28 protein-coding genes and 1 tRNA gene are annotated in these 24,721 nt (G+C 51.8%); 16 read left to right on the top strand and 13 right to left on the bottom strand.

Features of this window, described 5'->3' with window-relative positions; translation table 11 throughout:
- Positions 1-19: 19 nt before the first annotated feature.
- On the top strand, positions 20-790 hold the full coding sequence (gene cobM / locus V6Z81_00650) for a precorrin-4 C(11)-methyltransferase (protein MEG9861006.1): 771 nt from the start codon (positions 20-22) through the stop codon (positions 788-790).
- A gap of 92 nt (positions 791-882) precedes the next feature.
- Here cobM and V6Z81_00645 read toward each other — a convergent pair whose 3' ends face one another.
- The 4 genes from V6Z81_00645 to V6Z81_00630 form a co-directional block, all read right to left on the bottom strand.
- A complete protein-coding gene (locus tag V6Z81_00645; GenBank protein MEG9861005.1) occupies positions 883-1,221 on the bottom strand; it encodes an ankyrin repeat domain-containing protein in 339 nt (112 codons plus the stop codon).
- A 12-nt stretch (positions 1,222-1,233) separates the two neighbouring features.
- Entirely contained in the window at positions 1,234-1,461 is a 228-nt protein-coding gene (locus V6Z81_00640) for a hypothetical protein (GenBank protein ID MEG9861004.1), read from the bottom strand.
- A gap of 175 nt (positions 1,462-1,636) precedes the next feature.
- A complete protein-coding gene (locus V6Z81_00635) occupies positions 1,637-2,416 on the bottom strand; it encodes a cobalt-precorrin-6A reductase (GenBank protein MEG9861003.1) in 780 nt (259 codons plus the stop codon).
- Between the two features lie 2 nt (positions 2,417-2,418).
- Positions 2,419-3,543 (bottom strand): cobalt-precorrin-5B (C(1))-methyltransferase, encoded by a 1,125-nt coding sequence (locus tag V6Z81_00630; GenBank protein MEG9861002.1) that lies wholly within the window; start codon positions 3,541-3,543, stop codon positions 2,419-2,421.
- Positions 3,544-3,602: 59 nt separating this feature from the next.
- Between V6Z81_00630 and V6Z81_00625 the strand changes: the two genes are divergently transcribed.
- Positions 3,603-4,916, top strand: coding sequence for a cobyrinate a,c-diamide synthase (locus V6Z81_00625; protein MEG9861001.1), 1,314 nt, complete (start codon positions 3,603-3,605; stop codon positions 4,914-4,916).
- 57 nt (positions 4,917-4,973) lie between these two features.
- Positions 4,974-5,393 carry a GFA family protein gene (locus V6Z81_00620; GenBank protein ID MEG9861000.1) on the top strand — a complete coding sequence of 140 codons (420 nt, stop codon included), beginning with the start codon at positions 4,974-4,976 and terminating at the stop codon, positions 5,391-5,393.
- On the opposite strand, the gene pyrF is transcribed toward V6Z81_00620, so the two are convergent.
- Both pyrF and V6Z81_00610 read right to left on the bottom strand, forming a co-directional pair.
- Positions 5,388-6,221: an orotidine-5'-phosphate decarboxylase gene (gene pyrF, locus V6Z81_00615; GenBank protein ID MEG9860999.1), complete on the bottom strand. Its 834-nt coding sequence runs from the start codon at positions 6,219-6,221 to the stop codon at positions 5,388-5,390. The genes V6Z81_00620 and pyrF overlap by 6 nt on opposite strands.
- 38 nt (positions 6,222-6,259) lie before the next feature.
- Positions 6,260-6,334: transfer RNA gene (locus V6Z81_00610), tRNA-Thr, on the bottom strand.
- A 77-nt stretch (positions 6,335-6,411) separates the two neighbouring features.
- Between V6Z81_00610 and V6Z81_00605 the strand changes: the two genes are divergently transcribed.
- From V6Z81_00605 to V6Z81_00580, 6 genes are read left to right on the top strand one after another with little or no spacing between them, the layout of a single operon-like run.
- Entirely contained in the window at positions 6,412-6,570 is a 159-nt protein-coding gene (locus V6Z81_00605) for a hypothetical protein (protein ID MEG9860998.1), read from the top strand.
- Positions 6,570-7,859 carry a UDP-N-acetylglucosamine 1-carboxyvinyltransferase gene (gene murA, locus V6Z81_00600; GenBank protein ID MEG9860997.1) on the top strand — a complete coding sequence of 430 codons (1,290 nt, stop codon included), beginning with the start codon at positions 6,570-6,572 and terminating at the stop codon, positions 7,857-7,859. The genes V6Z81_00605 and murA overlap by 1 nt, the downstream gene beginning before the upstream one ends.
- Positions 7,859-8,350: a DUF2948 family protein gene (locus tag V6Z81_00595; protein ID MEG9860996.1), complete on the top strand. Its 492-nt coding sequence runs from the start codon at positions 7,859-7,861 to the stop codon at positions 8,348-8,350. The genes murA and V6Z81_00595 overlap by 1 nt, the downstream gene beginning before the upstream one ends.
- An 11-nt stretch (positions 8,351-8,361) precedes the next feature.
- Positions 8,362-9,669, top strand: coding sequence for a histidinol dehydrogenase (gene hisD / locus V6Z81_00590; protein MEG9860995.1), 1,308 nt, complete (start codon positions 8,362-8,364; stop codon positions 9,667-9,669).
- The gene (locus V6Z81_00585) at positions 9,669-10,160 is read left to right on the top strand and encodes a UPF0262 family protein (GenBank protein ID MEG9860994.1); all 492 of its coding nucleotides are present in this window, start codon (positions 9,669-9,671) and stop codon (positions 10,158-10,160) included. The genes hisD and V6Z81_00585 overlap by 1 nt, the downstream gene beginning before the upstream one ends.
- Before the next feature lie 4 nt (positions 10,161-10,164).
- Positions 10,165-10,596, top strand: coding sequence for a low molecular weight phosphatase family protein (locus V6Z81_00580; GenBank protein ID MEG9860993.1), 432 nt, complete (start codon positions 10,165-10,167; stop codon positions 10,594-10,596).
- Here the strand turns inward: V6Z81_00580 and V6Z81_00575 are convergent.
- Positions 10,593-11,291, bottom strand: coding sequence for a dienelactone hydrolase family protein (locus tag V6Z81_00575; protein MEG9860992.1), 699 nt, complete (start codon positions 11,289-11,291; stop codon positions 10,593-10,595). The two genes, V6Z81_00580 and V6Z81_00575, sit on opposite strands and share 4 nt — an antisense overlap.
- Before the next feature lie 128 nt (positions 11,292-11,419).
- On the opposite strand from V6Z81_00575, the gene gluQRS reads away from it, so the two are divergent.
- A complete protein-coding gene (gene gluQRS / locus V6Z81_00570; protein ID MEG9860991.1) occupies positions 11,420-12,355 on the top strand; it encodes a tRNA glutamyl-Q(34) synthetase GluQRS in 936 nt (311 codons plus the stop codon).
- Here gluQRS and V6Z81_00565 read toward each other — a convergent pair.
- Genes V6Z81_00565 through V6Z81_00550 form a run of 4 tightly spaced genes read right to left on the bottom strand, consistent with a single transcriptional unit; the run spans position 12,299 to position 16,263 of the window.
- Complete coding sequence (locus V6Z81_00565; protein ID MEG9860990.1) at positions 12,299-13,081, bottom strand: AEC family transporter; 783 nt, start codon at positions 13,079-13,081, stop codon at positions 12,299-12,301. The genes gluQRS and V6Z81_00565 overlap by 57 nt on opposite strands.
- The gene (locus V6Z81_00560; protein MEG9860989.1) at positions 13,027-13,260 is read right to left on the bottom strand and encodes a hypothetical protein; all 234 of its coding nucleotides are present in this window, start codon (positions 13,258-13,260) and stop codon (positions 13,027-13,029) included. The genes V6Z81_00565 and V6Z81_00560 overlap by 55 nt, the downstream gene beginning before the upstream one ends.
- Before the next feature lie 49 nt (positions 13,261-13,309).
- Positions 13,310-14,239, bottom strand: a complete 930-nt coding sequence (locus tag V6Z81_00555) for an ankyrin repeat domain-containing protein (protein ID MEG9860988.1) — start codon at positions 14,237-14,239, stop codon at positions 13,310-13,312.
- The gene (locus V6Z81_00550; protein MEG9860987.1) at positions 14,236-16,263 is read right to left on the bottom strand and encodes a protein meaA; all 2,028 of its coding nucleotides are present in this window, start codon (positions 16,261-16,263) and stop codon (positions 14,236-14,238) included. Before V6Z81_00550 ends, V6Z81_00555 begins: the two co-directional genes overlap by 4 nt.
- 298 nt (positions 16,264-16,561) lie before the next feature.
- On the opposite strand from V6Z81_00550, the gene infC reads away from it, so the two are divergent.
- Positions 16,562-17,095 (top strand): translation initiation factor IF-3, encoded by a 534-nt coding sequence (gene infC / locus V6Z81_00545; protein ID MEG9860986.1) that lies wholly within the window; start codon positions 16,562-16,564, stop codon positions 17,093-17,095.
- On the opposite strand, the gene V6Z81_00540 is transcribed toward infC, so the two are convergent.
- The gene (locus tag V6Z81_00540) at positions 17,092-18,081 is read right to left on the bottom strand and encodes a glycerophosphodiester phosphodiesterase family protein (GenBank protein MEG9860985.1); all 990 of its coding nucleotides are present in this window, start codon (positions 18,079-18,081) and stop codon (positions 17,092-17,094) included. The two genes, infC and V6Z81_00540, sit on opposite strands and share 4 nt — an antisense overlap.
- Before the next feature lie 184 nt (positions 18,082-18,265).
- On the opposite strand from V6Z81_00540, the gene rpmI reads away from it, so the two are divergent.
- The 5 genes from rpmI (at position 18,266) to lepA (ending at position 24,404) form a co-directional block, all read left to right on the top strand.
- Positions 18,266-18,463 (top strand): 50S ribosomal protein L35, encoded by a 198-nt coding sequence (rpmI, locus tag V6Z81_00535; GenBank protein ID MEG9860984.1) that lies wholly within the window; start codon positions 18,266-18,268, stop codon positions 18,461-18,463.
- A gap of 76 nt (positions 18,464-18,539) precedes the next feature.
- The gene (rplT, locus tag V6Z81_00530; GenBank protein MEG9860983.1) at positions 18,540-18,896 is read left to right on the top strand and encodes a 50S ribosomal protein L20; all 357 of its coding nucleotides are present in this window, start codon (positions 18,540-18,542) and stop codon (positions 18,894-18,896) included.
- Between the two features lie 26 nt (positions 18,897-18,922).
- Positions 18,923-20,059: a phenylalanine--tRNA ligase subunit alpha gene (gene pheS, locus V6Z81_00525; GenBank protein ID MEG9860982.1), complete on the top strand. Its 1,137-nt coding sequence runs from the start codon at positions 18,923-18,925 to the stop codon at positions 20,057-20,059.
- 38 nt (positions 20,060-20,097) lie between these two features.
- Positions 20,098-22,578 (top strand): phenylalanine--tRNA ligase subunit beta, encoded by a 2,481-nt coding sequence (gene pheT / locus V6Z81_00520; GenBank protein ID MEG9860981.1) that lies wholly within the window; start codon positions 20,098-20,100, stop codon positions 22,576-22,578.
- A gap of 32 nt (positions 22,579-22,610) precedes the next feature.
- The gene (gene lepA / locus V6Z81_00515; GenBank protein ID MEG9860980.1) at positions 22,611-24,404 is read left to right on the top strand and encodes a translation elongation factor 4; all 1,794 of its coding nucleotides are present in this window, start codon (positions 22,611-22,613) and stop codon (positions 24,402-24,404) included.
- Here lepA and V6Z81_00510 read toward each other — a convergent pair.
- A complete protein-coding gene (locus V6Z81_00510; GenBank protein ID MEG9860979.1) occupies positions 24,385-24,699 on the bottom strand; it encodes a hypothetical protein in 315 nt (104 codons plus the stop codon). The genes lepA and V6Z81_00510 overlap by 20 nt on opposite strands.
- Between the last annotated feature and the right edge of the window lie 22 nt (positions 24,700-24,721).

Genomic DNA, 24,721 nt, shown 5'->3' with positions numbered 1-24,721 from the left:
TAAGGCAGGGTAGATTTGGATGACGGTGCATTTTATCGGAGCCGGACCGGGAGCGGTAGATCTTATAACTGTGCGGGGACAGAATATGGTAACCGGTGCATCGGTTTTGTTATATGCAGGTTCTCTCGTACCGCCTGCCATTGTGGCTCTGGCACCTAAGGGTGCGCGGGTAGTGGATACGGCTTCCCTGACGTTGGATGAGATTATTGCAGAGATGGTCACGGCCCACGAGGCCGGTCATGATGTTGTGCGGCTTCATTCTGGAGATCCGTCCCTTTATGGAGCAATTGGCGAGCAGATGCGCCGGTTGAGAGTGTTGGATATTCCTTATGATGTAACGCCCGGGGTTCCGGCGTACACGGCGGCGGCGGCGGAGTTGGGGCGGGAGTTGACACTGCCCGGTATCAGCCAGAGCGTTATTTTAACGAGGGTTGAAGGGAAGGCTTCTCCTATGCCGAACGGAGAGACGTTATCCGTGTTTGGGCAAAGCGGGGCGACGCTGGCGCTTCATTTGTCAGTGCGCACCCTTGAAAAAGTTGTGCGGGAGTTAACACCTTATTATGGGGCGGATTGTCCGGTAGCGGTTGTCTATCGGGTAGGATGGCCGGATCAACAAATTTTGTGGGGGCAGTTAGATACGATACGCTCCCAGGTGCGGGCGGCGAAGATAACGCGTACGGCGCTTATTTTGGTAGGGCGGGTTCTATCACCGGATGAGTTTGACGATAGTCGTCTTTATGCGTCGGATCATGTCCATCTGTTGCGCCCGCACCGCTTCGTGAAGGGATAAAATAGAGGCCACTATTAAGACAAGAGATCAAGATAGTATAAAATCCCACACTGGCCTTCTTTACTCATGCCCCATCCTTACGGTGCATCTTATCAATATTGAGCCTCTTCCAAGCACTGATACGTTTTAGTGTTTTTGAGAGCCTCATTAACTTGGGCGTAGAAAAAAGGTGTTTTTCCATGTTTATCCTGAACCGCTCCATCGGCACCACGGTTCAGTAACACTTCCGCCACCGTCGGTGTTTTGCTAATCGTTGCAGCCCCGTGCAGGGATGTAAAGCCATCCTTACTGCGGGCCTCTATATTGGCCCCATGGTCCAGTAGTAATTCCACCACCGCCGGTGTTTCGCTTTTGGCCGCCGCATGATGCAGGGGCGTAAATCCATTCTTATCACGGGCCCCTACTGCTCCATCGTCCAGTAGCAATTTCACCACCGCCGGTATTTAGTTAAACGCTGCCGCTCCGTGCAGAGACCTTTCTCCATCCTCATCACGAGCGTTGACATTCATTCCCCCTTTGAGAAAGGCCTCTACATCCACCACCGTAGCCGTATGCCAAAACATTGCATCCAGCAACACATTATCATCTCGATCATCTTGCACTTGAAAGAAGTATATAAGAACAAACAATAAAAACAGACACCCCAGAAAAACACTCGCTTTTGTTCCCATGCCGTATTCCCTTTCCTTATGTTCCGCTTCCTAATGATAACTGCCATATCTGTCACGATAGCATCCAAACGAATACAGAGAAAGAAAGAGCTAAGGAAAATTATGAGTTTTGGGCACTATCGTATAATGGTATCAAAAACACCCCTTAATTTGAATTGCTCCCCAATTTATACGCTCAGGCTACCAACCGGCGAATGCACCTCAGAGCATCTTCCACGGAAGCTATACGTGGGCTGGGCGGCGGCGGCGGGCGATCAACCATAATGACCGGAATGCCCAGAGTACGGGCGGCTTCCAGTTTGGCATAAGAGCCGGCCCCGCCACTATTGCGGCACACAAGGTGCGTAATGTTGTGGGCCTCCAGAAGAGCCTGTTCGTCTGCCACACAAAAAGGACCGCGCCCGGTAATAAAGGTACACCGGGGGGTAAGGTGTGAAACACCAAGAGGATCGACCGTGCGCACCATGAGGTCAATATCATCTCGTCCGGCAAAGGCTTTTATCTCTTGCCGGCCAATAGCAAGAAAGGCCCGCGCTCCGGAGGGTAACGTATCGGCAGCGGCAACCATGGTGGGAACACGTTGCCATGCATCACCTGTTACCTGTTGCCAGGGAGGCCGCTGTAAATGAAGACGGGAAATATGGCACAAGCGACACGCCACAGCTCCGTTGCGTGAAATCCGGCAGGCGTAAGGATGAGTGGCATCTACCATCAGAGTGATATTTTCTTCACGCAAAAAACGCGCCAGCCCGTGAACACCTCCAAAACCACCGATGCGCACCATACCGGGAGGATGACGAGGGGCGCCGGTGCGTCCGGCAAGAGACGTGATAATATGAAATTTATTTCTAAAGTCACAATGACTGTTCAGGGTACGGGCCAAAGTGATGGCTTCTGACGACCCCCCCAAAATGAGCAGGGGAATATCTCCACCTTTACTCCCAACCTTATTCATTTTCATTGCACAGATGTTGGATGCGGCAGGGCATGAGCTATAATATCGCCCTGCCTGTTGACAATCATAACGTCTAACCGAATGGGTGCATTGGTTTTGTCTAACACGTGCATCGCCTTTGTCTGAGCCTGAACGGCTACCTCGTGAGCAAGGGCGGCGCTATGGTCTCCGGCCGCTAATAACACCTCACCGGCACTGGTGCCGTTTTGGATGCGGGTACGCTGTTCGTCCGGCATATTCAGGTCATGCGCTATGCCCGCCAGAAAATCAAAATCTACCGTGCTACGACCCGAATGCAAATCAAGGCGACCAGCTGCCAGTTTGGATATTTTCGCAAACCCACCACCTATAGTCAGCCACGGCAAAGGGTTGCGACGCAGATATTTCAACAGCCCACCAGCGAAATCGCCCATATCCAACAAAGCCACCTCGGGTAAATCATAAAACTCCCGTACCGCTTGCTCCGATATATCACCGGCGCATCCGGCCACATGGTGAATATCTGCTGCCCGCGCTACATCAATGCCCCGGTGAATGGCATCAATCCATGCCGCACACGAATAAGGCACCACAATTCCCGTTACCCCCAACACGGATAACCCGCCGATTATGCCAAGACGCGGATTCCACGTATGCCGCGCTAACTTTTCACCGTCGGGAATGGCAATTTCCACAATGACATCACCCGCCTCTCCATGAGCAGTAGCAGTTTCTATGACGGCCTCGCGTATCATGGCACGGGGGGCCGGATTGATGGCCGCCTCCCCTACCTCAAGAGGTAAACCCGGGCGGGTTACAACCCCCACACCCTTGCCCGCACGAAAGGTAACACCGCTCCCTGCCACCCCTCGCCTCACCCGTGCTATCACAAGAGCCTGATGGGTGACATCCGGATCATCACCGGCGTCTTTCACAATCCCCGCTTCGGCAAATCCAGCACCTTGTTTCTCATGAGCTAAAGCAAAGGCAGGTGTTTTACCACGGGGCAAGCGTATGGTGACAGGGTCGGGAAACTCACCCGTCATCAAGGCGGTAACGGCGGCCCGGGCAGCAGCGGTAGCACATGCTCCGGTTGTCCATCCATATCGCAGAGATGTTGTCTGTTTGTCTGCGTGTCGCGCCATCATGAATGATAGTATAGTCCCATAGACAAGAATGTGCGGAGAAAGTCGCAAGAGACGATTGCATGATACCACCGGGCCTTATTATAGCGGCTCCTCGTTCAGGGGGGGGCAAGACGGTTGTGACGATGGCCTTATTGCGCCATCTGCATCGTCTCGGCACGTCTGTTGTCGCTGCCAAGGTAGGGCCGGATTATATTGACGCCGCTTTTCATGGGGCGGCAGCCGGCAGACCGTGCCTGAGCCTTGACCCTTGGGCCATGCGTCCGGAAACACTGGCCGGAGTTACCGCTACCCTCCATGAGGATAGCGATTTGGTTATTGTTGAAGGGGTAATGGGGTTGTTTGATGGCGCACGGGATGGCACAGGGTCTACAGCGGACCTGGCAGCTCTTTCCGGTTGGCCTGTCGTGTTGGTGGTAGATGGTAGCGGCATGGGGGCTTCCGCCGGTGCGCTACTCAGCGGGTTTTTGGGTTTTCGTTCCGATGTTGACGTGGCGGGGGTTATTTTTAATCGTGTTGGAAGCGATATCCACCGGCAGCTTCTACAAGCCGGAGCCGATAAAGCGGGAGTAAAAGTACTGGGCATGGTGCCGGTTAATAACCGGTTGCATCTGCCTCATCGTCACCTGGGTCTTATACAGGCGGGTGAACATAACGCTCTTGATGAATTTCTGGATAGAGCGGCACACTATGTTGCACGCCATAGCGCTATTGATGAAGTAATAGCATTGGCAAGGCCGGATCGTTTTGATTCATCAGAGGAAATACCACCGCCTGTTCCTCCTTTAGGACAACATATTGCCATTGCGCAAGATGAAGCATTTTCTTTTGCGTATCCGGCATGGTTTTCGGCTTGGAGTGCGGAGGGAGCAATATTATCGTTTTTTTCACCCCTTGGAGATGAAGCGCCCTCAGAGCAGGCAGATGCCATATTTTTGCCCGGCGGTTATCCGGAACTTTATGGGGGCAGACTTGCAGGGGCAGCGCAGTTTCTTAAGGGATTGTGTCAGGCGGCACGACGGGGTGCCTTTATTTATGGTGAGTGTGGCGGCTATATGGCATTGGGAGAAGGACTGGAAGAACCTAACGGACAGCGTCATGCCATGGCGGGGTTGTTGCCTGTGTCGTTTAAGTTTCAAACGGACCGCCAGGTGCTGGGGTATCGTCATGTCTCTCTGGCAGAGCCTTGTCCGTTAGGCGCTTACGAGACTCTCTTTCGTGCCCATGAGTTTCATTATGCCATTGCAGAAGGAGAACGAGGCGCCTCCTCTCTTTTTTACACCAAACCCTGCGGAGAAAGTAGCCCTCCTCAGGCAACCGGTTGTAAGAGGGAGAGGGTGGCCGGCTCATTTCTTCATCTGATTGACAGGGCCTGACTGTTACGGGCAGGATGATTTGAACTCTTATGAATTTTTGTCGAGGAGGTCTTGCGAATGTCTAATTCTATTTCCGGAGGATGCCTATGCGGTGCTGTTCGGTATGAATGCGATGCAGAACCGGTAGCGTTTCTTATATGCCACTGTCGGGATTGCCGATATGTCTCCGGTGGTAATGCGGCGGCAGTGGTGATTGCGCCCAAACCGGCTTTTTGTATTACTTCAGGCGAAGATAATGTACGGGGGCACACATCTGATTCTGACAAAGGCAATCAGGTAACCCGACAGTTCTGTGTCCAATGTGGAACTCCTCTGTTTAGTAAACTCCACGCCATGCCGGATGTTTGGGGTATTAAAGCAGGCAGTCTGGATGATGCCTCACGTCTTACTCCGAGCGCTACGCTGTGGACATCAACAGCCTATTCCTGGGCTTTGATACACGAAGATATTCCTCGATTTGAAAAAGACCCTTCATGAGGAAGTGCGCAAATTTCTGTCTTCCGCACTCATAGCGTCAATAGCGCGGGCCATGTTTTGGGCTGTATCACCATGTTTCAGAATAGCGCGGGAAGCCGCCGGAATTGTCTGCCGGTAATAAGAGCCTGCCATCTCCTGCAATTCTTTAAGAGTGGCCCCTTGTGCACCAATGCCCGGTGCCAGAATAGGTGCACCATCCAAGCGCCGTGCCAAATCCGCAAAGGTTTGTGGTTGGGTGGCTCCCAAAACGGCTCCGGCAATAGGGGCTCCGTAGGCCTCATTGAGGGCTGCGATACTATCGCAGATATGAGCAGCCACACTCTCGCCGTTATTTGTCACCGCCGTTTGCAGGAGATCCCCTTCAGGGTTGGAGGAGCGTGCTACAACAAAAAGAGTAAACTCATGTGCCAGTGCCCGTTCAAAAAAAGGCTTAAGGGCATCAAAACCAAGATAGGGGTTGACTGTTAACCCTGATAAAGGAAAGTCGGCATTACCGATATAAGCGTTGGCGTAAGCCTCTACGGTTGAGCCTATATCACCCCGTTTGGCATCTAGAATGACAGGAATACCGCTATCTCTAAACTGGCGGGTCGCTGTCTCAAGATGGTGTACGCCCTGACTGCCAAAACGCTCAAAAAAAGCGGCCTGGAATTTTACAATCGCGGGGACCAGAGTAAGAGCCTCCACGCACTGGGCGCAAAAAATCTCAAGGCCATTTGCCGAAACAGGCAACCCCCAGCTGGTCAGAATCTTCTCAGAAGGATCAAGACCGACGATAATTTTAGCCCCCTGATGATGGTATGTTTTAAGGGGAATGGTTGAGGTCATATATCAAAAGGCCAGGTGACAAGAATATGGGTGCGTACTGGTGCCCACGGCGTGATTTGAACACGCGACCTCTCCCTTACCAAGGGAGTGCTCTACCCCTGAGCTACGTGGGCGCTTATTAGTGACGCTGAAATGTGACCATACGAGAAAAAACCATGTTCGGGCAAGTATGGGGGTATATACTGAATCTATGAGCGATAACGACATAAACAGTAAAAAAGCGGAGGAGGACGCCCGTAAGAAGCGGCTTGAAGAAGCGTTGAGAGCAAACCTTCGTCGCCGTAAGGAGCAAGCCCGCCGTAAGAAGAGTGGCGATGCCGGAACGGATTCCGGCTCGTCTGTGATTTGATGACGGGGGCACTTTCAGATTGTATCCGGATTACCGGCGGCAGTCCCTTGCATGGAATTATTCCCATAAGTGGCGCCAAAAATGCGGCGCTACCATTGATGATTGCCTCTCTTTTAACGGAAGGTACAGTTGAGTTAGACAATGTACCGGACCTGACCGATACAACCACACTCACCCGCTTACTTGAAAACCACGGCGTGAAGATAGAAAGCAGCGTAGCCAGCCAGTCGGGTCGCAGGGTACGCTTGAAGGCAGACAGTATTACGTCTTTGAAGGCACCGTATGATCTTGTTTCACAAATGCGCGCAAGTTTTTGGGTTTTGGGGCCTTTGCTCGCCCGATGTGGGAAGGCGCGAATTTCGTTGCCGGGAGGAGATGCTATTGGCAACCGGCCCGTGGATTTATACATCAAAGGACTGGAGACTATGGGTGCGAAGATTACCACCAGCGGTGGTTATGTTGAGGCGGTAGCACCTCATGGTCTGAAGGGAGCGGTTTTTCGCTCGCCGTTGGTATCGGTAGGGGTAACGCATACGTTGATGATGGCCGCTACTCTGGCGGAAGGCGAGACAGTATTAGAGAACGCTGCACGTGAACCTGAAGTTGTCGACCTTGCCCACTGTCTTATTGCTATGGGTGCACAGATTGAGGGTGTCGGTGAAGACCGGCTTGTTATTCGCGGAGGCAGAACGCTTACGGGCGTACACCATCAAGTCCCGCCGGACCGCATTGAGGCAGGTACGTACGCCATGGCAGCCCTTGTAACGGGGGGTGAGGTTGAACTGCAAGGCGTTGAAACGGGAGCCTTAGAGGCTCCTATTGCTTTGTTGAGATCTGCGGGTGGGGTTATAGAAGAAACCACCAATGGGCTTAACGTCAGGTCTCCTGATACGTCCTTGCAGGGGGTCAATGTGCAAACCGCACCATGGCCCGGCTTTCCAACAGATCTTCAGGCACAATTTATGGCGTTGATGACATGTGCTTCCGGGATCTCTGAGATTACGGAGACCATTTTTGAAAATCGCTTTATGCATGTTCAAGAACTCATCCGGTTAGGTGCGGATATTTCTCTACAGGGAGAGACGGCCCGCGTTCGGGGGGTAGAATACCTAACTGGTGCACCGGTTGTTGCAACAGATTTGCGGGCCTCCGTGTGTCTTGTAATTGCAGGATTGGCAGCAAAGGGTGAAACGATTATCAATGAGGTTTATCATCTGGACCGTGGCTTTGAACGTCTGGAAGAAAAACTGGGACGCTGTGGAGCGTCTATTGAAAGGAAACAAAATTGATGTCGGCGCAAAACAACAGCGATGCCCCCTTACGGTTGATAGCTCATGATCAGGCTGATTTGGAAGTAATGGCGGCTTGTTTTCAAGATGCCGTATTGCAGGTGGGCGATATGGGGCATATGGCAACTATGAGAAGGTTTGCTTTGGTGGCCAATAGGTTGCGCTGGGAGAGAGTGCATACAGGGAGCGAGACACAGACAAGTGCCGAGCGTGTTCGATGCGGCCTTCATTTTGATGATGTGAATCAAGTGCATGCCCGTCGTATTCGACGTGATCGTCCTGACGAAGTGCTATCACTGATGACCATAAGGTTTGAGCCTGATACGACCAACGCCCCCGGTGGTTTTGTGACGTTGGTTTTTGCCGGTGGGGGTGAGGTGCGTCTCAAGGTTGATGCGTTAAGTGCAGCGTGTGCTGATTTAAGCGGCCCGTGGCCCGCCCGGGGGCTTCCCGGCCATGATGCACCTGAAACGTCCGGTCATCAGGAATAGGATACGAGATCATGGTACAGCGTCTTTCCACTGCAGACACGGGTTTTGAAGATTCTTTTACAACTCTTATGGGCAAGCGGGAAACACAAACAGTTCGTGTTGAAGAACAGGTAGCCGCTATTATTGCCGATGTGCGGCAGCGCGGCGATACGGCGTTGTTGGAGTATACGGCACGATTTGATGGACAAGCGGCAGCGGATTCAGGCCTTGTTATAGGTTCCCGTGAAATAGAAGCGGCCTCCGGAGCATGTGAGGCAGCAACTCTTGAAGCATTGAATTTGGCAGCAACCCGCATTCGGACGTTCCATGAGAGGCAATGTCCGGTGGATGATTATCACGTAGATGAGTTAGGCGTTAAGTTAGGGCAACGCTGGACAGCGGTTGATGCTGCCGGTCTTTATGCTCCGGGAGGCACGGCCAGCTACCCAAGTTCGGTGCTCATGAATGCTATCCCGGCACAGGTCGCAGGAGTAAATCGTCGGATTATGGTAACACCGGCCCCACAAGGCACGCTTAATCCTTTGGTGCTGGCAGCCGCGCACCTTTCCAGTATAGATGAACTATACCGTGTTGGTGGCGCACACGCTATAGCAGCATTAGCATTTGGCACGGAAACTATCACGCCCGTTGATGTCATTACCGGTCCGGGTAATGCCTATGTGGCAGAGGCCAAGCGGCAGGTGTTTGGGGCAGTAGGGATTGATTCCATTGCAGGGCCTTCGGAAATCTTGGTTGTGGCCGATGGTCATAATGATCCGGCGTGGATTGCCGCTGACCTGGTAGCGCAAGCGGAGCATGATGTAACCGCTCAGAGTATTCTCATTACGGACGATGAGACGTTTACACACCTTGTGGAGGCAGCTGTTGCAGCGCAATTAGAAACTTTGCCACGCCGCATGATTGCACAGGCCAGCTGGAGTGATTTTGGTGCAATTATCCAAGTGCGCTCTCTTGCAGAAAGTACCGCACTGGTAAACCGGTTAGCACCGGAGCATTTATCGTTAGCAATTGAAGAGCCGGAAGGTTATCTGGAGCACATTCACCATGCGGGAGCTATTTTTGTAGGCCGCTATACGCCGGAGGCAGTAGGAGATTATATTGCAGGTCCCAATCATGTTTTGCCTACGGCGCGTGCAGCGCGGTTTTCATCGGCGCTAGCCGTAACAGACTTTATGAAGCGTAGTAGTGTCATTCATTGTTCGGCAGAGAATTTATCATCTCTTGCACCGGCGGTGATAAGCCTTGCGCAGGCAGAGGGGTTGGAGGCTCATGCCCGTTCGATTTCCGTTCGCCTTAACAATAAAGACGGGACATCGTAATGTCCGGCAATGATGAGAACACCACGTCCTGCATTGTTGATATTGTGCTGGACGAAAAAACGGTCGTGCGCCGTGGGCCGGAGGTTGAACACGAGCGCCGTGTCGCTGTTTATGATTTGTTGGAGGAAAATAATTTTTCCCTAATGGAGGGAGGCGAAGGGCCTTATAGTTTACATCTTTCTATAGAAGAAAACCGTCTTGTTTTTGACGTGCGTCATCATGAAGAAGGAGATACTCTTCGGCGCATTTTGTTGTCTCTTACACCATTTCGCAGACTTATTAAAGATTACTTTATGGTGTGCGAAAACTATTACGATGCTATTCGCACAGCAGCACCCGGGCGTATTGAAGCCATTGATGTTGGCCGCAGAGCTTTGCACGATGAAGGCTCCCGCTTGCTCATTGACCGGTTGTTCGGCAAGGTTGAGGTTGATTTTGATACCTCTCGACGCTTGTTCACTCTCATTTGCGTTTTGCATATTCGGGGATAGAGGGGTGGAAAATCCCGGCGCGGTTTTATTTGCCTGCAATTATAATGCGGTGCGCTCACCTATGGCTGAAGCGTTGATGAAACATTTGTGTGGTCAGACAATTTATGTTGATTCTTGTGGTGTACGTTCCGGCGAATTGGATTCTTTTTGTGTAGAAGTTTTGTGGGAGGTTGGTATCGAGATGGATAAGCATCGGCCTAAGAGTTTTTCCGATTTGCAAGATACGTCTTTTGATTTGATTTTCACTCTGACGCCGGAAGCTCACCATCAGGCTCTTGAGTTGACCCGCACCATGGCCGTGAATGTGGAGTATTGGCCAACCATGGACCCCACTATTGCTACCGGAAGTCGTGAGCAAGTTCTCATGTCTTATAGGCAGGTGCGGGATGCGCTTAATGAACGGTTGCGTAAGCGCTTTTCTACCGATGATTCTTAAGCGTCTGGCACCGCTTCGCCAGATTGCATGCCTTTAAAGCGTCCGGCAAAAGCATCTGACAAAAAATGACCTGCTAATGAGAGCCCATCAGGGCCAATGCCATGTCCTACGCCTTGACTAATGTGCCATTGAACCCCGAGACCAACCCGCCCCATAGTTTGAGCGGCACTATACATGGCGGTGGGGGGGATCATGTTGTCCGCATCCCCATGAACGAGCAACACCGGCGGACGGGATTTGATAGTATCACCCAACGTCTCACCGCCGGTTAGAGTACCGGAAAAACCAACAATCGCTGCCGGATTAATATCACCCCGCAAACCTATATGGAGAGCCATCATGGTTCCCTGACTAAATCCCACAAGGGCAAGGCGGTCTTGGGTGAGTTGATAGTGAGAGAGTTCAGCCTTGATGAATTCCTCCAGAACGGGTGTGGCGACAGTAACACCTCTCTCCGTTTCCGTGGGGTCGGTGCGGGTAATGGGAAACCATTGATAGCCTGTGCCTCCCATGGCGCACGGTTGGGGGGCATTGGGGGCTACAAAAGCGGCGTCGGGCATGAGTTTTTGCCAGTGGGGGCCAAGACTGATTAAATCATTACCGTCCGCGCCATAACCATGACACAAGATAACCAACCGGCCCGGAGGGCCAGAGGCGGTGGGCGGGAGGCGAGGGCCTGAAAGAGGTGTGCTCATTAAGTATTGTCCGTATCATGACGTAACGAAGGGTGCGGTACCAGTATAGGTAAAGGGGGAGGATTTGTCTTTGCTTTGTATTTTGTGTGTATGATGGCGGGTTATGTCTTCAGTTAACGGGTTTATTCATGTCATCCGCTGTCCTTCGTTTTGCACCGAGTCCTAATGGATATTTACATTTAGGTCATGTCTGGTCGGCGTGTTTAGCGTTTGATGAGGCAAAGCGTCTTGGGGGCCGTTTCTTGTTGCGCATCGAGGATATTGATCAGGGCCGGAGTAAAACTGTTTTTGAGGAGGCTATTTACGAAGATTTGCGCTGGTTAGGGCTTAGGTGGGAGGAGCCGGTGTGGCGACAATCGGAGCATTTTGATGACTATGAGCGTGCCTTGCGTCAATTACGGGATATGGACGTTGTTTATCCGTGTTGGGCAACACGGGGAGAGATTAGATCTGCCATTGAAAGTACGGCGGGAGGGTTGCGGCGGTGGCCGAAGGATGCGGATGGCCAACCGTTTTATCCGGGATTATATCGGGATATAAGTCCAGCTCAACGTAATGGATTAATGTGGGAGGGTGGTCAATTTGCGTGGCGTCTCAATATGCAAAAAGCATTGGCGCGGTTGGAGGAGAAGGCCGAGTCTTTAATGTTTGTGGAGGGACGGGAGCGGCGCCGTTGTATATCGGTGCAGGCTGAGACTATTGGTGATGTTGTCATTGCCCGCAAAGATTTCCCAACGAGTTATCATTTAAGTGTCACGCTGGACGATGCGGTGCAAGGGGTAAGCCTGATAACGAGGGGTCATGATTTGCTACCCGCTACAGGTGTTCACCGGATTTTGCAGGAGTTGTTGGGATTGCCTCAACCGGATTATTATCATCACGAGCTGGTGCGTGATGATCGGGGGCGGCGGCTATCTAAGAAGGCGGGGGATGTGGGTATTCGCATGTTGCGGGAGCGGGGTGAGACACCTGAGAGTGTCCGGTGTTTGGCGCGTGCCGGCGTTGGATTACGGGGTAAGCAGCCCCAGCACGATGATAATGGAGACCATGCTAAGCAGGGTTGAGAATCCAATAGCGCTGGAGGCCCCACCTTGTGCCATGGGGTAACGATTGGCTAAGAGGAATGTAAAAATCCCCGTTAGCATAGAAGCCATGAGAGTGATGGTGCCAACCCACAAAGTGGGCAAGGCGAAGACATAACGCGCCAGCATAAAAGCTATCAGAGGATGTACCACAAGTTTAAACAATGATATGAAACTTGCCGCCCCAAGGCTGTGATGGAGTTTATATTGAGTTAGCATAGCGCCCATAACGAAGAGAGCGGCGGGGATGCCTGCACGTCCCAACAAGTTCAAAAAACTTTTTATGACGTCGTGTAGTTCAAAGCCTGTCTGGCTCCATATAATGCCTAGCACCAGAGATAAGATAATAACATTGCGGACCATGCCTTGTAATCCGGCCCATATAATGCGGATTATTTTGGGGTTGGTGTTTTGTGTTGTTCCGGTTCGTTTGACTCGCGCTATTTCAACCAGAAAGGTTGAAACGCTATACATAATGATGCTATGAACTGCGAGAATGAGGAAGAAGGGTGACAGTGCTTCGTTGCCAAAATAAGTTAGGGTAATAGGCAAGCCCAACAAGACGAGATTAGAGAACCCGCCGCTAAAGCCGATGATGGCGCTGTCTCCCAACGGGCGGCGTAAAATAAAGTGCGCGATAAGAGCGCCCAATGTCAGGCTTGTAAGGGCACTTCCATAGTAGCTGCCCCACAACTCCCACGACAACACTTGTGACAGTTCCGTTTGAGAGATGGTGTTAAACAAGAATGCAGAGAGATGGCTAAATTGAAAACAAAGCGGTCTACGCCATCAATGGCAGCCGAGGTGAACCATCCTATACGGGCCGCTACCCAGCCCAGTGCCACGATGGCAAAAACAGGCGCTACCAGAAGCAGATTATCAATCACGTAATTTCATTCGGCGGCGGTGTGTTGTTTTTTGCATGTCTAGTCATAGTTAATATTGAGCATCTTTTAGCCGCCGATAGGCTTCGGTTCCCTTGAGAAACTCATTGTACTGAACATAGTCAAGAGGTGTGTTTCCCGAGTTGTCCCGCGCCGCGCCATCGGCCCCGCGATTTAGTAATAATTCCACTACCGCCAGAGTGGGATTGAATGACGCTGCCGCATGCAGGGGCGTTTTTCCATCCTCATCGCGAGACTCTATATCAGCCTCATGATCCAGTAACAGTTTCACCACTGCTGGTGTTTCGCTATCGCTCGCCGCATAATACAAGGGCGTTTGTCCACCCTCATTGCGGGCATCTATATCGGCCCCATGGTCTAGTAACAGTTTTATCACCGATGGTGTTTGGCTATAGGACGCCCCCAAATGCAAGGGTGTTTCTCCAAACGTACCGCCGTCTCCTATATCAGCCCCGTGATTCAGTAATAGTTTCACCACCGCCGGTGTTTTGCTACTACCCGCTGCCTCATGCAGGGGCGTTAACCCGTTAATCTTTACACGAGCCTCTATATCGGCACCACGGTCCAACAATAGTTTCACAACCGCCGCCTTGCTATTGCGCGCCGCAAAATGCAGGGGTGTGTAACCAAGCGACTCACTGCGAACCTCTATATTAGCCCCGTTCTCCAGCAACAGTTCTACCACTGCCACTGGTGCACTATAGCGCGTTGCAAAATGCAGGGGCGTGAAACCACCCTTATTGCGGGCGTTGATATCAGCGTCCTGACGAAGAGCGGATTCTACATCGGTCACCGTAACCGTCCGCCAAAACGTCACATCCAACAACCGGCAAGGCCCGCGTTGATACCGATACGCGTCGCACACTGTATCCGACAACACATTACCTTGCGCCTGAAGAGGGGATAGCAAGACGGACAATAAAAACAGACACCCCAGAAAGATACCCGCTTTTGTTCTCATGTTTCATTCTCCTTCTTCAGATTGCGTTTCTCAATGATAGATATCATATCTGCCATAATAGTATCTAACTGGAAATCACGCGGGGTATAAACTGCCGCTACGCCATATCGTTTAAGTGTGTCCGCATCATGGGCCGGAATAATACCGCCTACGACCACCGGCACATATCCAATGCCTGTCGCCTCCATACGCTCCATCACATCATGGACTAAAGCCAGATGAGAGCCGGACAAAATAGACAAGCCCACGATATGAACACTTTCTTCGAGGGCGGCCTTGACAATCTCGACGGCGGTCAGGCGAATGCCTTCGTAAATCACCTCCATGCCGCAATCCCGTGCGCGCAGGGCTATTTGTTCCGCACCGTTTGAGTGTCCGTCCAACCCGGGTTTGCCCACCAAAAGACGGGGGCGGCGGCCCAATCTATTTGCCAGAGAGACAACCCGCTCGCGCAACCGGACTGCTGCACTTTCGGCACTTTTTGCCCGTGACGCCCCCTGTCCCCCCACACCTGTGGGCGCGCGATACTCACCAAACACAAGCCGTAAAACATGGCCCCATTCTCCGGTGGTAACACCGGCGCGGGCCGCCTCTATAGATGGTGGCATGAGGGAACCGCCCTCCCGCCCGGTACGCTCAAGGGTTTCAAGAGCCTCTTTGACTTTGCGCTCGTCCCGTTGTGCCCGCCATGCGTTAAGACACGCAATCTGTTCTTCCTCCGTCTCACGAGACGGCGTCACCACACTGTCAACACCGGTAGCAAGGGGGGAAGGTGCCGTTTCCTGAAAGTGGTTCACCCCCACAACAATTTGATCGTTTTGTTCAATAGCCGCAACACGCGCCTGATTGGACATAACGAGCTGCTGTTTCATATAGCCATTTTCAATCGCCGCCACGGCACCACCCATGGCATCTATCTCTGCGACTGTCTTTCTGATTTGCCCCATCATGTTTTCTACTTTTTCTTCAATCACCAAGGACCCATTGAAAATATCATCATGCTCCAGAAGGTCTGTCTCATAGGCTAATATCTGCTGCATTCTGAGCGACCATTGCTGATCCCACGGGCGGGGGAGACCTATGGCTTCGTTCCATGCCGGCAGTTGAACGGCCCGCGCCCGCGCATCCCGCGACAAGGTTACCGCTAACATCTCAAGCAAAATTCGATAGACATTGTTTTCAGGTTGTTGCTCCGTCAATCCCAGAGAGTTGACCTGAACCCCATAGCGAAAGCGCCGCAATCGTTCATCTTCAACGCCATACTCCTCGCAGCATATCTCATCCCACAACCGCGCAAAAGCCCGCATCTTGCATAATTCGGTGATAAAGCGCACACCGGCATTAACAAAAAAACTAATGCGGCCGACAATGTGAACGAAATCATCTTCGTCAATTTGACCGCCGTTGCGCACCCGGCTCAGCACAGTTCGGGCAGCTGCCAGCGCAAAGGCTACCTCCTGAACCGGAGTCGCTCCGGCCTCCTGCAAATGATACGAGCAGACATTCACGGGATTCCACTTTGGCGTTTCCCGGTAAGCAAAAGCGATAAGATCGGCGGTTAATCTCATAGAGGGGTCAGGTGCGAATATATAAGCCCCGCGCGCCAGATATTCTTTTAGGATGTCGTTCTGGGTTGTGCCTGAAAGAGTGTGCCGGTCAATACCTCGTTCGTCGGCCAGAGCAACATAAAGGGCATATAACCAGAGAGCCGTGGCATTGATGGTCATAGAGGTATTCATCCGGTCTAAGGGAATATCCTCAAACAGGGTTCTCATATCACCCAGATGCGCAACTGGTACGCCTACTTTGCCGACTTCGCCCCGGGCGAGAGGATGATCGGGGTCATAGCCGGTCTGGGTAGGGAGGTCAAAAGCTATAGAGAGTCCCGTTTGTCCGCGGGACATGTTTTCCCGAAATAGCGCATTAGAGGCAGAAGCCGTAGAATGCCCCGCGTAGGTGCGAAAAATCCACGGGGTATCACGGCGCAACGCATCTTTGGTGGTTTGGCTTTTGTTGTCAGACATTATTACCACTGCACTTCCCCATGACGTATACTCTTATGGGGCGTAAAATCTATCGCACCCGTCACGGGTGCATAAACTCATGATAGCCGAATAATCGCATCTAACAAAATCGGTAGGATTATGCCCACAACCGGCGCCTTCGTAAACAAACGCCCCTTGACTTGCGGACGCAAGACGATAATTCTATGCTAAAGGAGCGGGGCAAGGTCTATGAGACTTTACCGTGCGCCTTGGATTTGGTCTGGAAACAGTCCTGGAAGTAATAATAGTGTGAAACAAATAGAGAGGTACGTGACCCATTCGCAAACCAGATAGTGAAAAACCATCAAAAGACGGCCTTCGGGTAAATGAGATGATTACGGCACCTCGTGTGCTGGTTATTGATGCTGAAGGCAAAAAACGTGATGTGTTAGATATTGATACCGCACTCGCTCTTGCCGAAGAGGCCGAGCTTGATTTGCTGGAAGTATCGCCCCACACCGAGCCCCCTGTCTGCAAGATATTGGATTATGGCAAATTCAAATATGAAGAGCAGAAGAAAGCTAGCCGGGCGCGGCGTAATCAAAAAACCGTTGAGACCAAAGAAATCAAAATGCGGCCCAACATAGATACCCATGATTATGAGGTTAAGATGCGGTCCATTATGCGGTTCTTTGAAGAAGGGGATAAAGTCAAGGTGACGCTTCGGTTTCGGGGGCGGGAGATGGCCCATCAGCATTTAGGTATGACACTTCTTGAGCGTGTGCGCGAGCAGACAGAAGACGTAGCCAAGGTAGAATTACAACCCAAAATAGAGGGCCGTCAGATGGTCATGGTGTTAGCCCCTCGCTAGGGGGAATTCAAAAGATCAAGAAGACGGTCCGGTCTGTCGGTTATGATGGCGGTGACACCATGTGTTATCGCAGAAGTCATATCGTTTGTTTCATTAACTGTCCAGCAGGCCAAATTAATTCCAAGAGCGCAGGCATAAGCGGCTATTTCAGGGCTAAGGTCGCCACGCCAAAGCGCCCATCCATCTGCCTGACCCTGATCACGGGCACGTGCAACGGTATGAGCCATCCGTGCGCCTATACCGGTCTCCTTACTGTCTTGCCAGTTAAACCCCGCCGCCCAAGGTGCCGGCCGGGTGCGGGCAAGGCCCATCCTCTCATAAGGACCATCGGGAGCATTGTAGCGGGCAGAGTCTATCAGAGCAAAAGGCACCGTTAAAAAAAAGTTAGGGATCTCCGGTAGCAGCCGCCGCGCTTCAAGGAGTGCAATCCAGTTAAAAGAAAGCAGCCGTGTTCGCGCTATCATATTGTGGTGCGTTATCCTCTCGACGGCTTTGGCAGCCAATCGTTTTGGGTCCGCACCACGGGCAGGGTCAAAAAGACATGTTTTAAGCTCGAGAAAAAGCTGCGTACTAGGACGGCCCAGCCGGTAGATAGTTTCTATGACATCATCCAAGGTGGGAATGTGCACCCTACCAACCGACTCCTGATGAGGAAACTTAGCCCCATAATCGCTATCGGGCTTGAGCCTCCCAATGTCATAGCGTTGGAGCTGGGAAAGGGTGAGATTTTTAATAAGTGGCGTGGGGGATAGCAGCCAGCAACCATCCGCTCCACGGGCTATAGAGGGGTTCAAACTTTCGTTATGGTGTACCACCACCACGCCATCGGCAGAGAGGTGAACATCAACCTCTATGGCATCTACCTCCATCTCCAGAGCTGTTTCAATGGCAGCAAGGGTGTTTTCCGGCTTTAATCCGGCCCCACCCCGGTGGGCGACAACAAGCGGTCTACCCTTTGAACTATTAGGGGGTGGGAAGTGGGCCATGAGAATGCGTCCTCAGGAAGGGATGCTCTCTTCTATAGTGGGAAAATAAGAAAGAGCAAGTTGCATTATCGTAAAAAATCTCTATAACGGGGATATCCTAGAGAAATGGTCCGGCGTACAGGGCATGCCGAGGCGATTTTCAAGGCTTCGTGTAGGCTTTAAGCAATAACTAAGAGGAAGCAAAATGCCCAAACTTAAGACTAAAAGCGGCGCTAAAAAGCGATTCCGCTTTACGGCGAGTGGAAAAGTACGCTCCGCTCAGGCCAACAAGCGTCACGGCATGATTAAACGCTCCGGACGACAATTGCGGACCCAACGCGGCACTACCATCATGAAGGAATGTGACACGCCCGTGGTGCGCAACTATATGCCCTACGGTTGACAAGTCAGGGTGTGATGCAGGCAAGACGCAGTCGAGTCAAAACCCATATTAAAGATATAAAAGAGGAGCGTATATCATGTCACGTGTGAAAAAAGGGGTGACGGCCCACGCCCGCCACCGTAAAGTTATCAAATCGGCCAAAAGCTACTACGGGCGGCGCAAGAACACATTTAGGATTGCGCGTCAGGCAGTAGACCGTGCCGGACAATATGCCTATCGGGACCGTCGGACTCGAAAGCGCAATTTTCGGGCTTTGTGGATTCAGCGTATTAACGCGGCGGCCCGGGCACACGGATTGACTTATGGGCGGTTCATTCATGGCCTCAGCCGTGCGGGGATAGAAGTAGACCGCAAGATGCTGGCAGAGCTGGCCGTGCGTGAACCGGATGCGTTTCAGGTTCTGGCGGTGAAAGCGACGGCAGCTCTGGATTGATAATTATTCTTCCGGCGATATAGAACATGACAACACAGGCGGAAATGGATCTGGCCGCCTTGGATGATCTGGAACGAGAGTTCCTTGATTCTATTGCAGCCGCTGATGATGAACCAACGCTGGAGGATGTGCGACTTCAGGTGTTGGGGCGTAAGGGGCGTGTGCCGGCTTTAATGAAACAGTTGGGCGCTATGGAGGAGGAGGCACGTATTGAGGCGGCCTCTCGCTTGAATGCGCTTAAAACATTGCTTGGCGATGCTATAAATACCCGCCGGACAGCGCTCCATAATGCGGCTCTTGAAGAGAGATTAACAAAAGAAGCGTTGGATACAAGCCTGCCGGTAGATTTCGGAGCTCTTGGTGAGGGGCGTGTACATCCGGTCTCTCAGGTGAGCGAAGAGATTGTCGCTATCTTCGCTGATATGGGATTTAACGTTGAAGAAGGACCGGAAGTTGAAACAGACTATTATAATTTCACGGCGCTAAACATTTCTGCCAGTCACCCGGCGCGGGATATGCATGATACGTTTTATCTGTCAGGAGAAGATGATAGTAACCGGCGGTTGTTGCGTACTCATACGAGTCCAGTTCAGGTACGGGCTATGGAGGCGGGAGAACCACCGTTTCGATTTATTGCGCCGGGACGGGTTTATCGTCGCGATTCTGACCAAACCCACACGCCTATGTTTCATCAGGTGGAAGGGCTGGTTATTGATAAAGGAATTCACATGGGTCACCTTAAGTGGACGTTAGAATCTTTCCTGCAGGCTTTTTTTGAAACGGAGGATGTGCATTTACGGTTTCGTCCCAGCTATTTTCCCTTCACGGAACCATCTATAGAGGTGGACGTACGCTGTCAGAGACGAGGCGATGAATTGCATATCGGCATAGGCGACGACTGGATGGAGATATTGGGTTGTGGCATGGTGCATCCGGCAGTGCTGGAAAATTGCGCCGCCAATGCGGCACAGCCATGGTCTGACGGAGAAGGAATCGGAGACTGGCAGGGCTTTGCTTTTGGCATGGGCATAGACCGGCTGGCCATGTTGAAATATGGCATTCCTGATTTGCGCACTTTTTTTGATGCCGACTGGCGTTGGTTAAAACATTACGGCTTTTTACCGTTAGATATGCCCGATCTCGCTGGTGGTCTTTCTTCATGAGCCAAATTCATGAGTTAGCTACTGTAGAGTGAGTCATTATGAAAATACCTTTGAGTTGGCTCCATGATCATCTAGACAGCACCGCTGGTCTGGAGACTATATCAGAAACATTAACCGCTTTGGGGTTGGAGGTTGAAAGTCTGTATAATCCGGCTGAAGAGTTGCGACCCTTCACCATTGCCTATGTTCGCGAGACTAAACCTCACCCAAATGCAGACCGGCTTCAGGTATGCAAGGTAGAAACCCTTGTTGAAGGTAAGGCACAAACGGTTCAGCTGGTATGTGGCGCACCCAATGCACGAACAGGCATGAAGGGAGTTTTCGCCTCGCCCGGCTCTTTTATACCCGGTACAGCAGTGCACTTGAAGCCTGCTACCATCAGGGGTGTTGCCTCTCATGGCATGTTGTGTTCAGAACGTGAAATGGGGTTGTCCGACGAGCATGATGGCATCATCGAAGTAGACAGTGCCCTTGAGGTTGGTACGCCTTTTGCGGATGCCATGGGTTTAAACGATCCGGTTATTGAGGTGACCATCACGCCTAACCGTCCGGACTGTCTTGGCATTAGAGGGATTGCACGAGACTTGGCAGCGGCGGGTCTGGGAACGTTAAAGCCTCTTGTAACGCCACCCTTGTCGTCAGGATTTGACGGATCAACTGGCATCGGCCTTGAATTCACTCTGGAGACAGAACGGGCGTGCCCCTTGTTTGCTGGTTGTATTGTAAGGGGCGTGAAAAATAGAGCCTCTCCCCAATGGATGCAACGCCGTTTACAGGCAGTTGGACTGCGCCCGCTTAATGCGTTGGTAGATATTACCAATTACATCGCTCATGACCGCGCACGGCCCTTGCACGTATATGATGTAGCCAAACTAAACGGAGATGTACGAGCACGGCTGGGGCAGGCTGGAGAAAGTTTTACGGCACTGGATGGTAAAAATTATGCTGTTGATGAAACCATGTGCGTGATTGCTGATAATAGCGGCGTGTTAGGGTTGGGCGGTATTATGGGGGGTGAGGCATCAGGTGTATCTGAAGCCACAACGGAAGTGCTTGTTGAAAGTGCGTGGTTTGATCCGGTCCGTACGGCTCAGACAGGGCGGCGGCTTGGTATTGATTCCGAGGCACGCCGGCGATTTGAGCGGGGCGTTGACCCGGCCTCCGTTGAGGAGGGGTGTCAAAGTGCGGCGGCAATGATTGTAGAGTTTTGTGGTGGCGAGGTGAGTCGGCTCATAATGGCACAAACGGAGAGTGCGCCGTTGGAAGCCGCACCGGTACTGTTTCAGCCTGATCATGTGAACCGCTTGACGGGGATTGATGTACCGGAGATCAGGACACAAGAGATATTGACGGCACTGGCTTTTACCGTAGTACGCCCTGATGGAAGCAAAGATGCACCATGGCAGGTAACTCCTCCATCTTTCCGGCCTGATATTGTTGGTAGCGCTGACCTTGTTGAAGAGGTTATTCGTGTTTACGGGGTGAATGATGTGCCCTCAACGCCTCTGAAGAGAGGAGAAGGTGTTGCGCGCCCAATTCTAACCGTGCAACAAAAACAAATACGGGCAGCGCGGCGTCACCTAGCCGGTCGCGGCATGGTAGAGGCTGTTACGTGGGCTTTTATTCCTGAAAACCATGCTTTGTTATGCGCCAACCTGAGAGATGCAGAGGACACAGAGAAGAATGGAACTTTACGTCTTCTTAATCCCATATCCAGAGAAATGTCTGCTATGAGGCCCGGGCTGTTGCCCGGGCTAATTGCGGCAGCCGGACGTAATGGGGCACGCGGTTTTAATGATGTGGCACTTTTTGAGGTGGGCTCTCAGTTTAGTATGCACTATCAAAACACACAATGTTTGGCGATCGCGGGTCTCCGGCGGGGAACAGCCGTTATGGAGGGCACAGGGCGCAATTGGCGCAAATCCTTAACGCATGTATCTGTTTATGATGCTAAGGCTGATGCTCTTGCCGCTTTGATGACCATGGGTGCACCGGTAGCACAGGTCAGAGTTTTTAGCGATGCCGCACCCGATTATTATCATCCCGGCCGTTCCGGTGCGTTGCATCTGGGGGCAAAAATATGCTTGGGCTGGTTTGGTGAAGTACATCCTCGCATCCTGAAAGCGATGGATGTAGACGGTCCTGTTGTAGCCTTTGAGATTTTTCCGGAAGTCCTCCCCACATCTCGCCAACGGCGTGGACGCGCGCGCGGTGCTTTGGCCGCCTCAGATTTCCAGATGGTCAAAAGAGACTTCGCTTTTATTGTGGATAGCAACTTACCTGCCGGACAGATTTTGAATGCGGTGCGTCAGGCTGATAAAACCCTCATCAGCAATGTTGTACTGTTTGATGTTTTTGAGGGTGCGGGTATTGAAGCAGACAAAAAATCTCTTGCTGTTGAGGTAACACTGCAGCCACGCCATGAAACCCTGACAGATGATACCATTTCCGGTGTCTCTGAAAAAATTATCGCTGAAGCGGGCAAACTGGGTGCGGTATTGCGCACGGCTACTCGCTGAGGTCATGACAATGCGGTGGCTTTATGACCGATATTAACCGTATCCGCAATTTTTCTATCATTGCCCACATTGACCACGGCAAATCAACGCTGGCAGACAGGCTGATACAATTATGCGGCGGCTTGAGTGACCGGGAAATGACAGATCAGGTTCTGGACAGCATGGTTCTGGAGCGTGAACGGGGTATCACCATCAAGGCTCAAACGGTGCGTCTTGATTGGCGCGAACCTGATGGTGAAATGTTTCAGTTTAATCTCATTGATACACCGGGCCATGTTGATTTTGCTTATGAAGTCAACCGTTCTCTTGCCGCCTGTGAGGGGTCGCTGTTGGTAGTTGATGCCAGTCAGGGTGTAGAGGCTCAGACATTAGCCAATGTTTGGCAGGCTCTTGATGCAGACCATGAAATTATTCCGGTGTTGAACAAAATCGATTTGCCTGCCGCCGACGCTCCTCGTGTTCGCACCCAAATTGAAGACGTCATAGGACTGGATGCCTCAGAAGCCATTGAAGTTTCCGCCAAGACCGGTACAGGCATTACAGACGTGTTGTCAGCGATTGCCACGCGATTGCCCCCGCCGGTGGGTTTAACCGATGAACCTCTGGCGGCTTTGTTGGTAGATAGTTGGTATGATTCTTTTCTAGGAGTCGTGGTGTTAGTGCGGCTGATGAACGGTATTTTGCGGCCCGGACAACGGGTGCGCATGATGTCTACGGGCCATACTTATAGTATAGATAAAGTTGGTGTGTTTAGACCGGGAAAAGACTATGTAGACCAGCTGGAGCCGGGAGAGATTGGTTTTTTCACGGCAGGTATAAAGGAGGTAGCCGCCGCACGGGTGGGGGATACGCTGACCGATGATGTCAGACCGGCAGCGCAATCGTTAGCAGGGTTCAAACCGGCACAGCCTGTTGTGTTTTGTGGCATGTTTCCTGTCGACTCGGCAGAGTTTGAAAATCTGCGCGAGGCCATTGCCCGCTTGCGTTTGAATGATGCAAGTTTTTCCTTTGAAATGGAAAGCAGTGCGGCGCTGGGGTTTGGGTTTCGATGTGGTTTTTTAGGGTTGTTGCATATGGAAATTATTCAAGAGCGCATTGAACGGGAGTTCAACATTGACCTTGTCACCACAGCGCCCAGTGTTGTCTATCGGGTATTTCTTACCAATGGCACAGAAATGGAACTCCACAGCCCTGCCGATATGCCCGATGTAACGCGCATTGACCATATTGAAGAGCCATGGATACGGGCAACAGTATTATCGCCGGAGGATACGCTGGGCTCAGTTCTTAAATTGTGTGAGGAGCGCCGCGGACGACAGGTTAATCTCACATGGGCCGGAACCCGCGCCATGGTTGTTTATGATTTACCACTCAATGAGGTGGTGTTTGATTTTTATGACAGGCTTAAATCTGTCACTCGGGGTTATGCCAGTTTTGACTATCAGATAGAGGGTTATGAGACGGGAGATTTAGTGCGGATGGGCATTTTGGTGAACGAAGACCCTATAGATGCTTTAAGCCTCATTGTACATCGCGGTCAGGCAGAGGTTAGGGGACGGGCCATGTGCGAAAAACTAAAAACGCTTATTCCACGTCACATGTTTAAGGTGCCGATACAGGCAGCGATTGGGGGGCGTATTATTGCCAGAGAGACTCTGCCGGCGCTACGTAAGAATGTAACCGCCAAATGTTATGGTGGCGACGCTACCCGCAAGCGCAAACTTTTGGACAAGCAAAAAGCGGGCAAGAAGAAAATGCGCCGTTTTGGAAGCGTGGATATTCCCCAAGAGGCCTTTATTGCCGCCCTCAGGATGGACGACGAGTAGTTGCAGAGAAGGCAAGACGTACAATCCACGAAACAAAAACGATGCCAAGTACCACCCCCCACAAGGGCCATTGCAGAAGCCACACGGCACCATTGTCCCAGAGATCCGGCCAGATGTAACGTTGTACGACGGCTTGCATCAGATTGAGGCTGTCGGGATGAAGTGAATACCACACTCTACCCAGAGGGGTTGTTACGGGGGCTTGTTCCCGCAAACTGAGAATAATGTCGTAGGAGGCAGACGCCGCCGCCATAAACCATAATATAGTAAAGATTATGCGTCTGATGATATACATGAAAAACCTCTCCGCATAATAG

Source organism: Parvularculales bacterium, from assembly GCA_036881865.1.
Lineage (GTDB): Bacteria > Pseudomonadota > Alphaproteobacteria > JAPOUT01 > JBAJNM01 > JBAJNM01.
The sequence above is the reverse complement of the archived record's forward strand: the minus strand, read 5'-3'. Positions and strand labels throughout refer to the sequence as shown.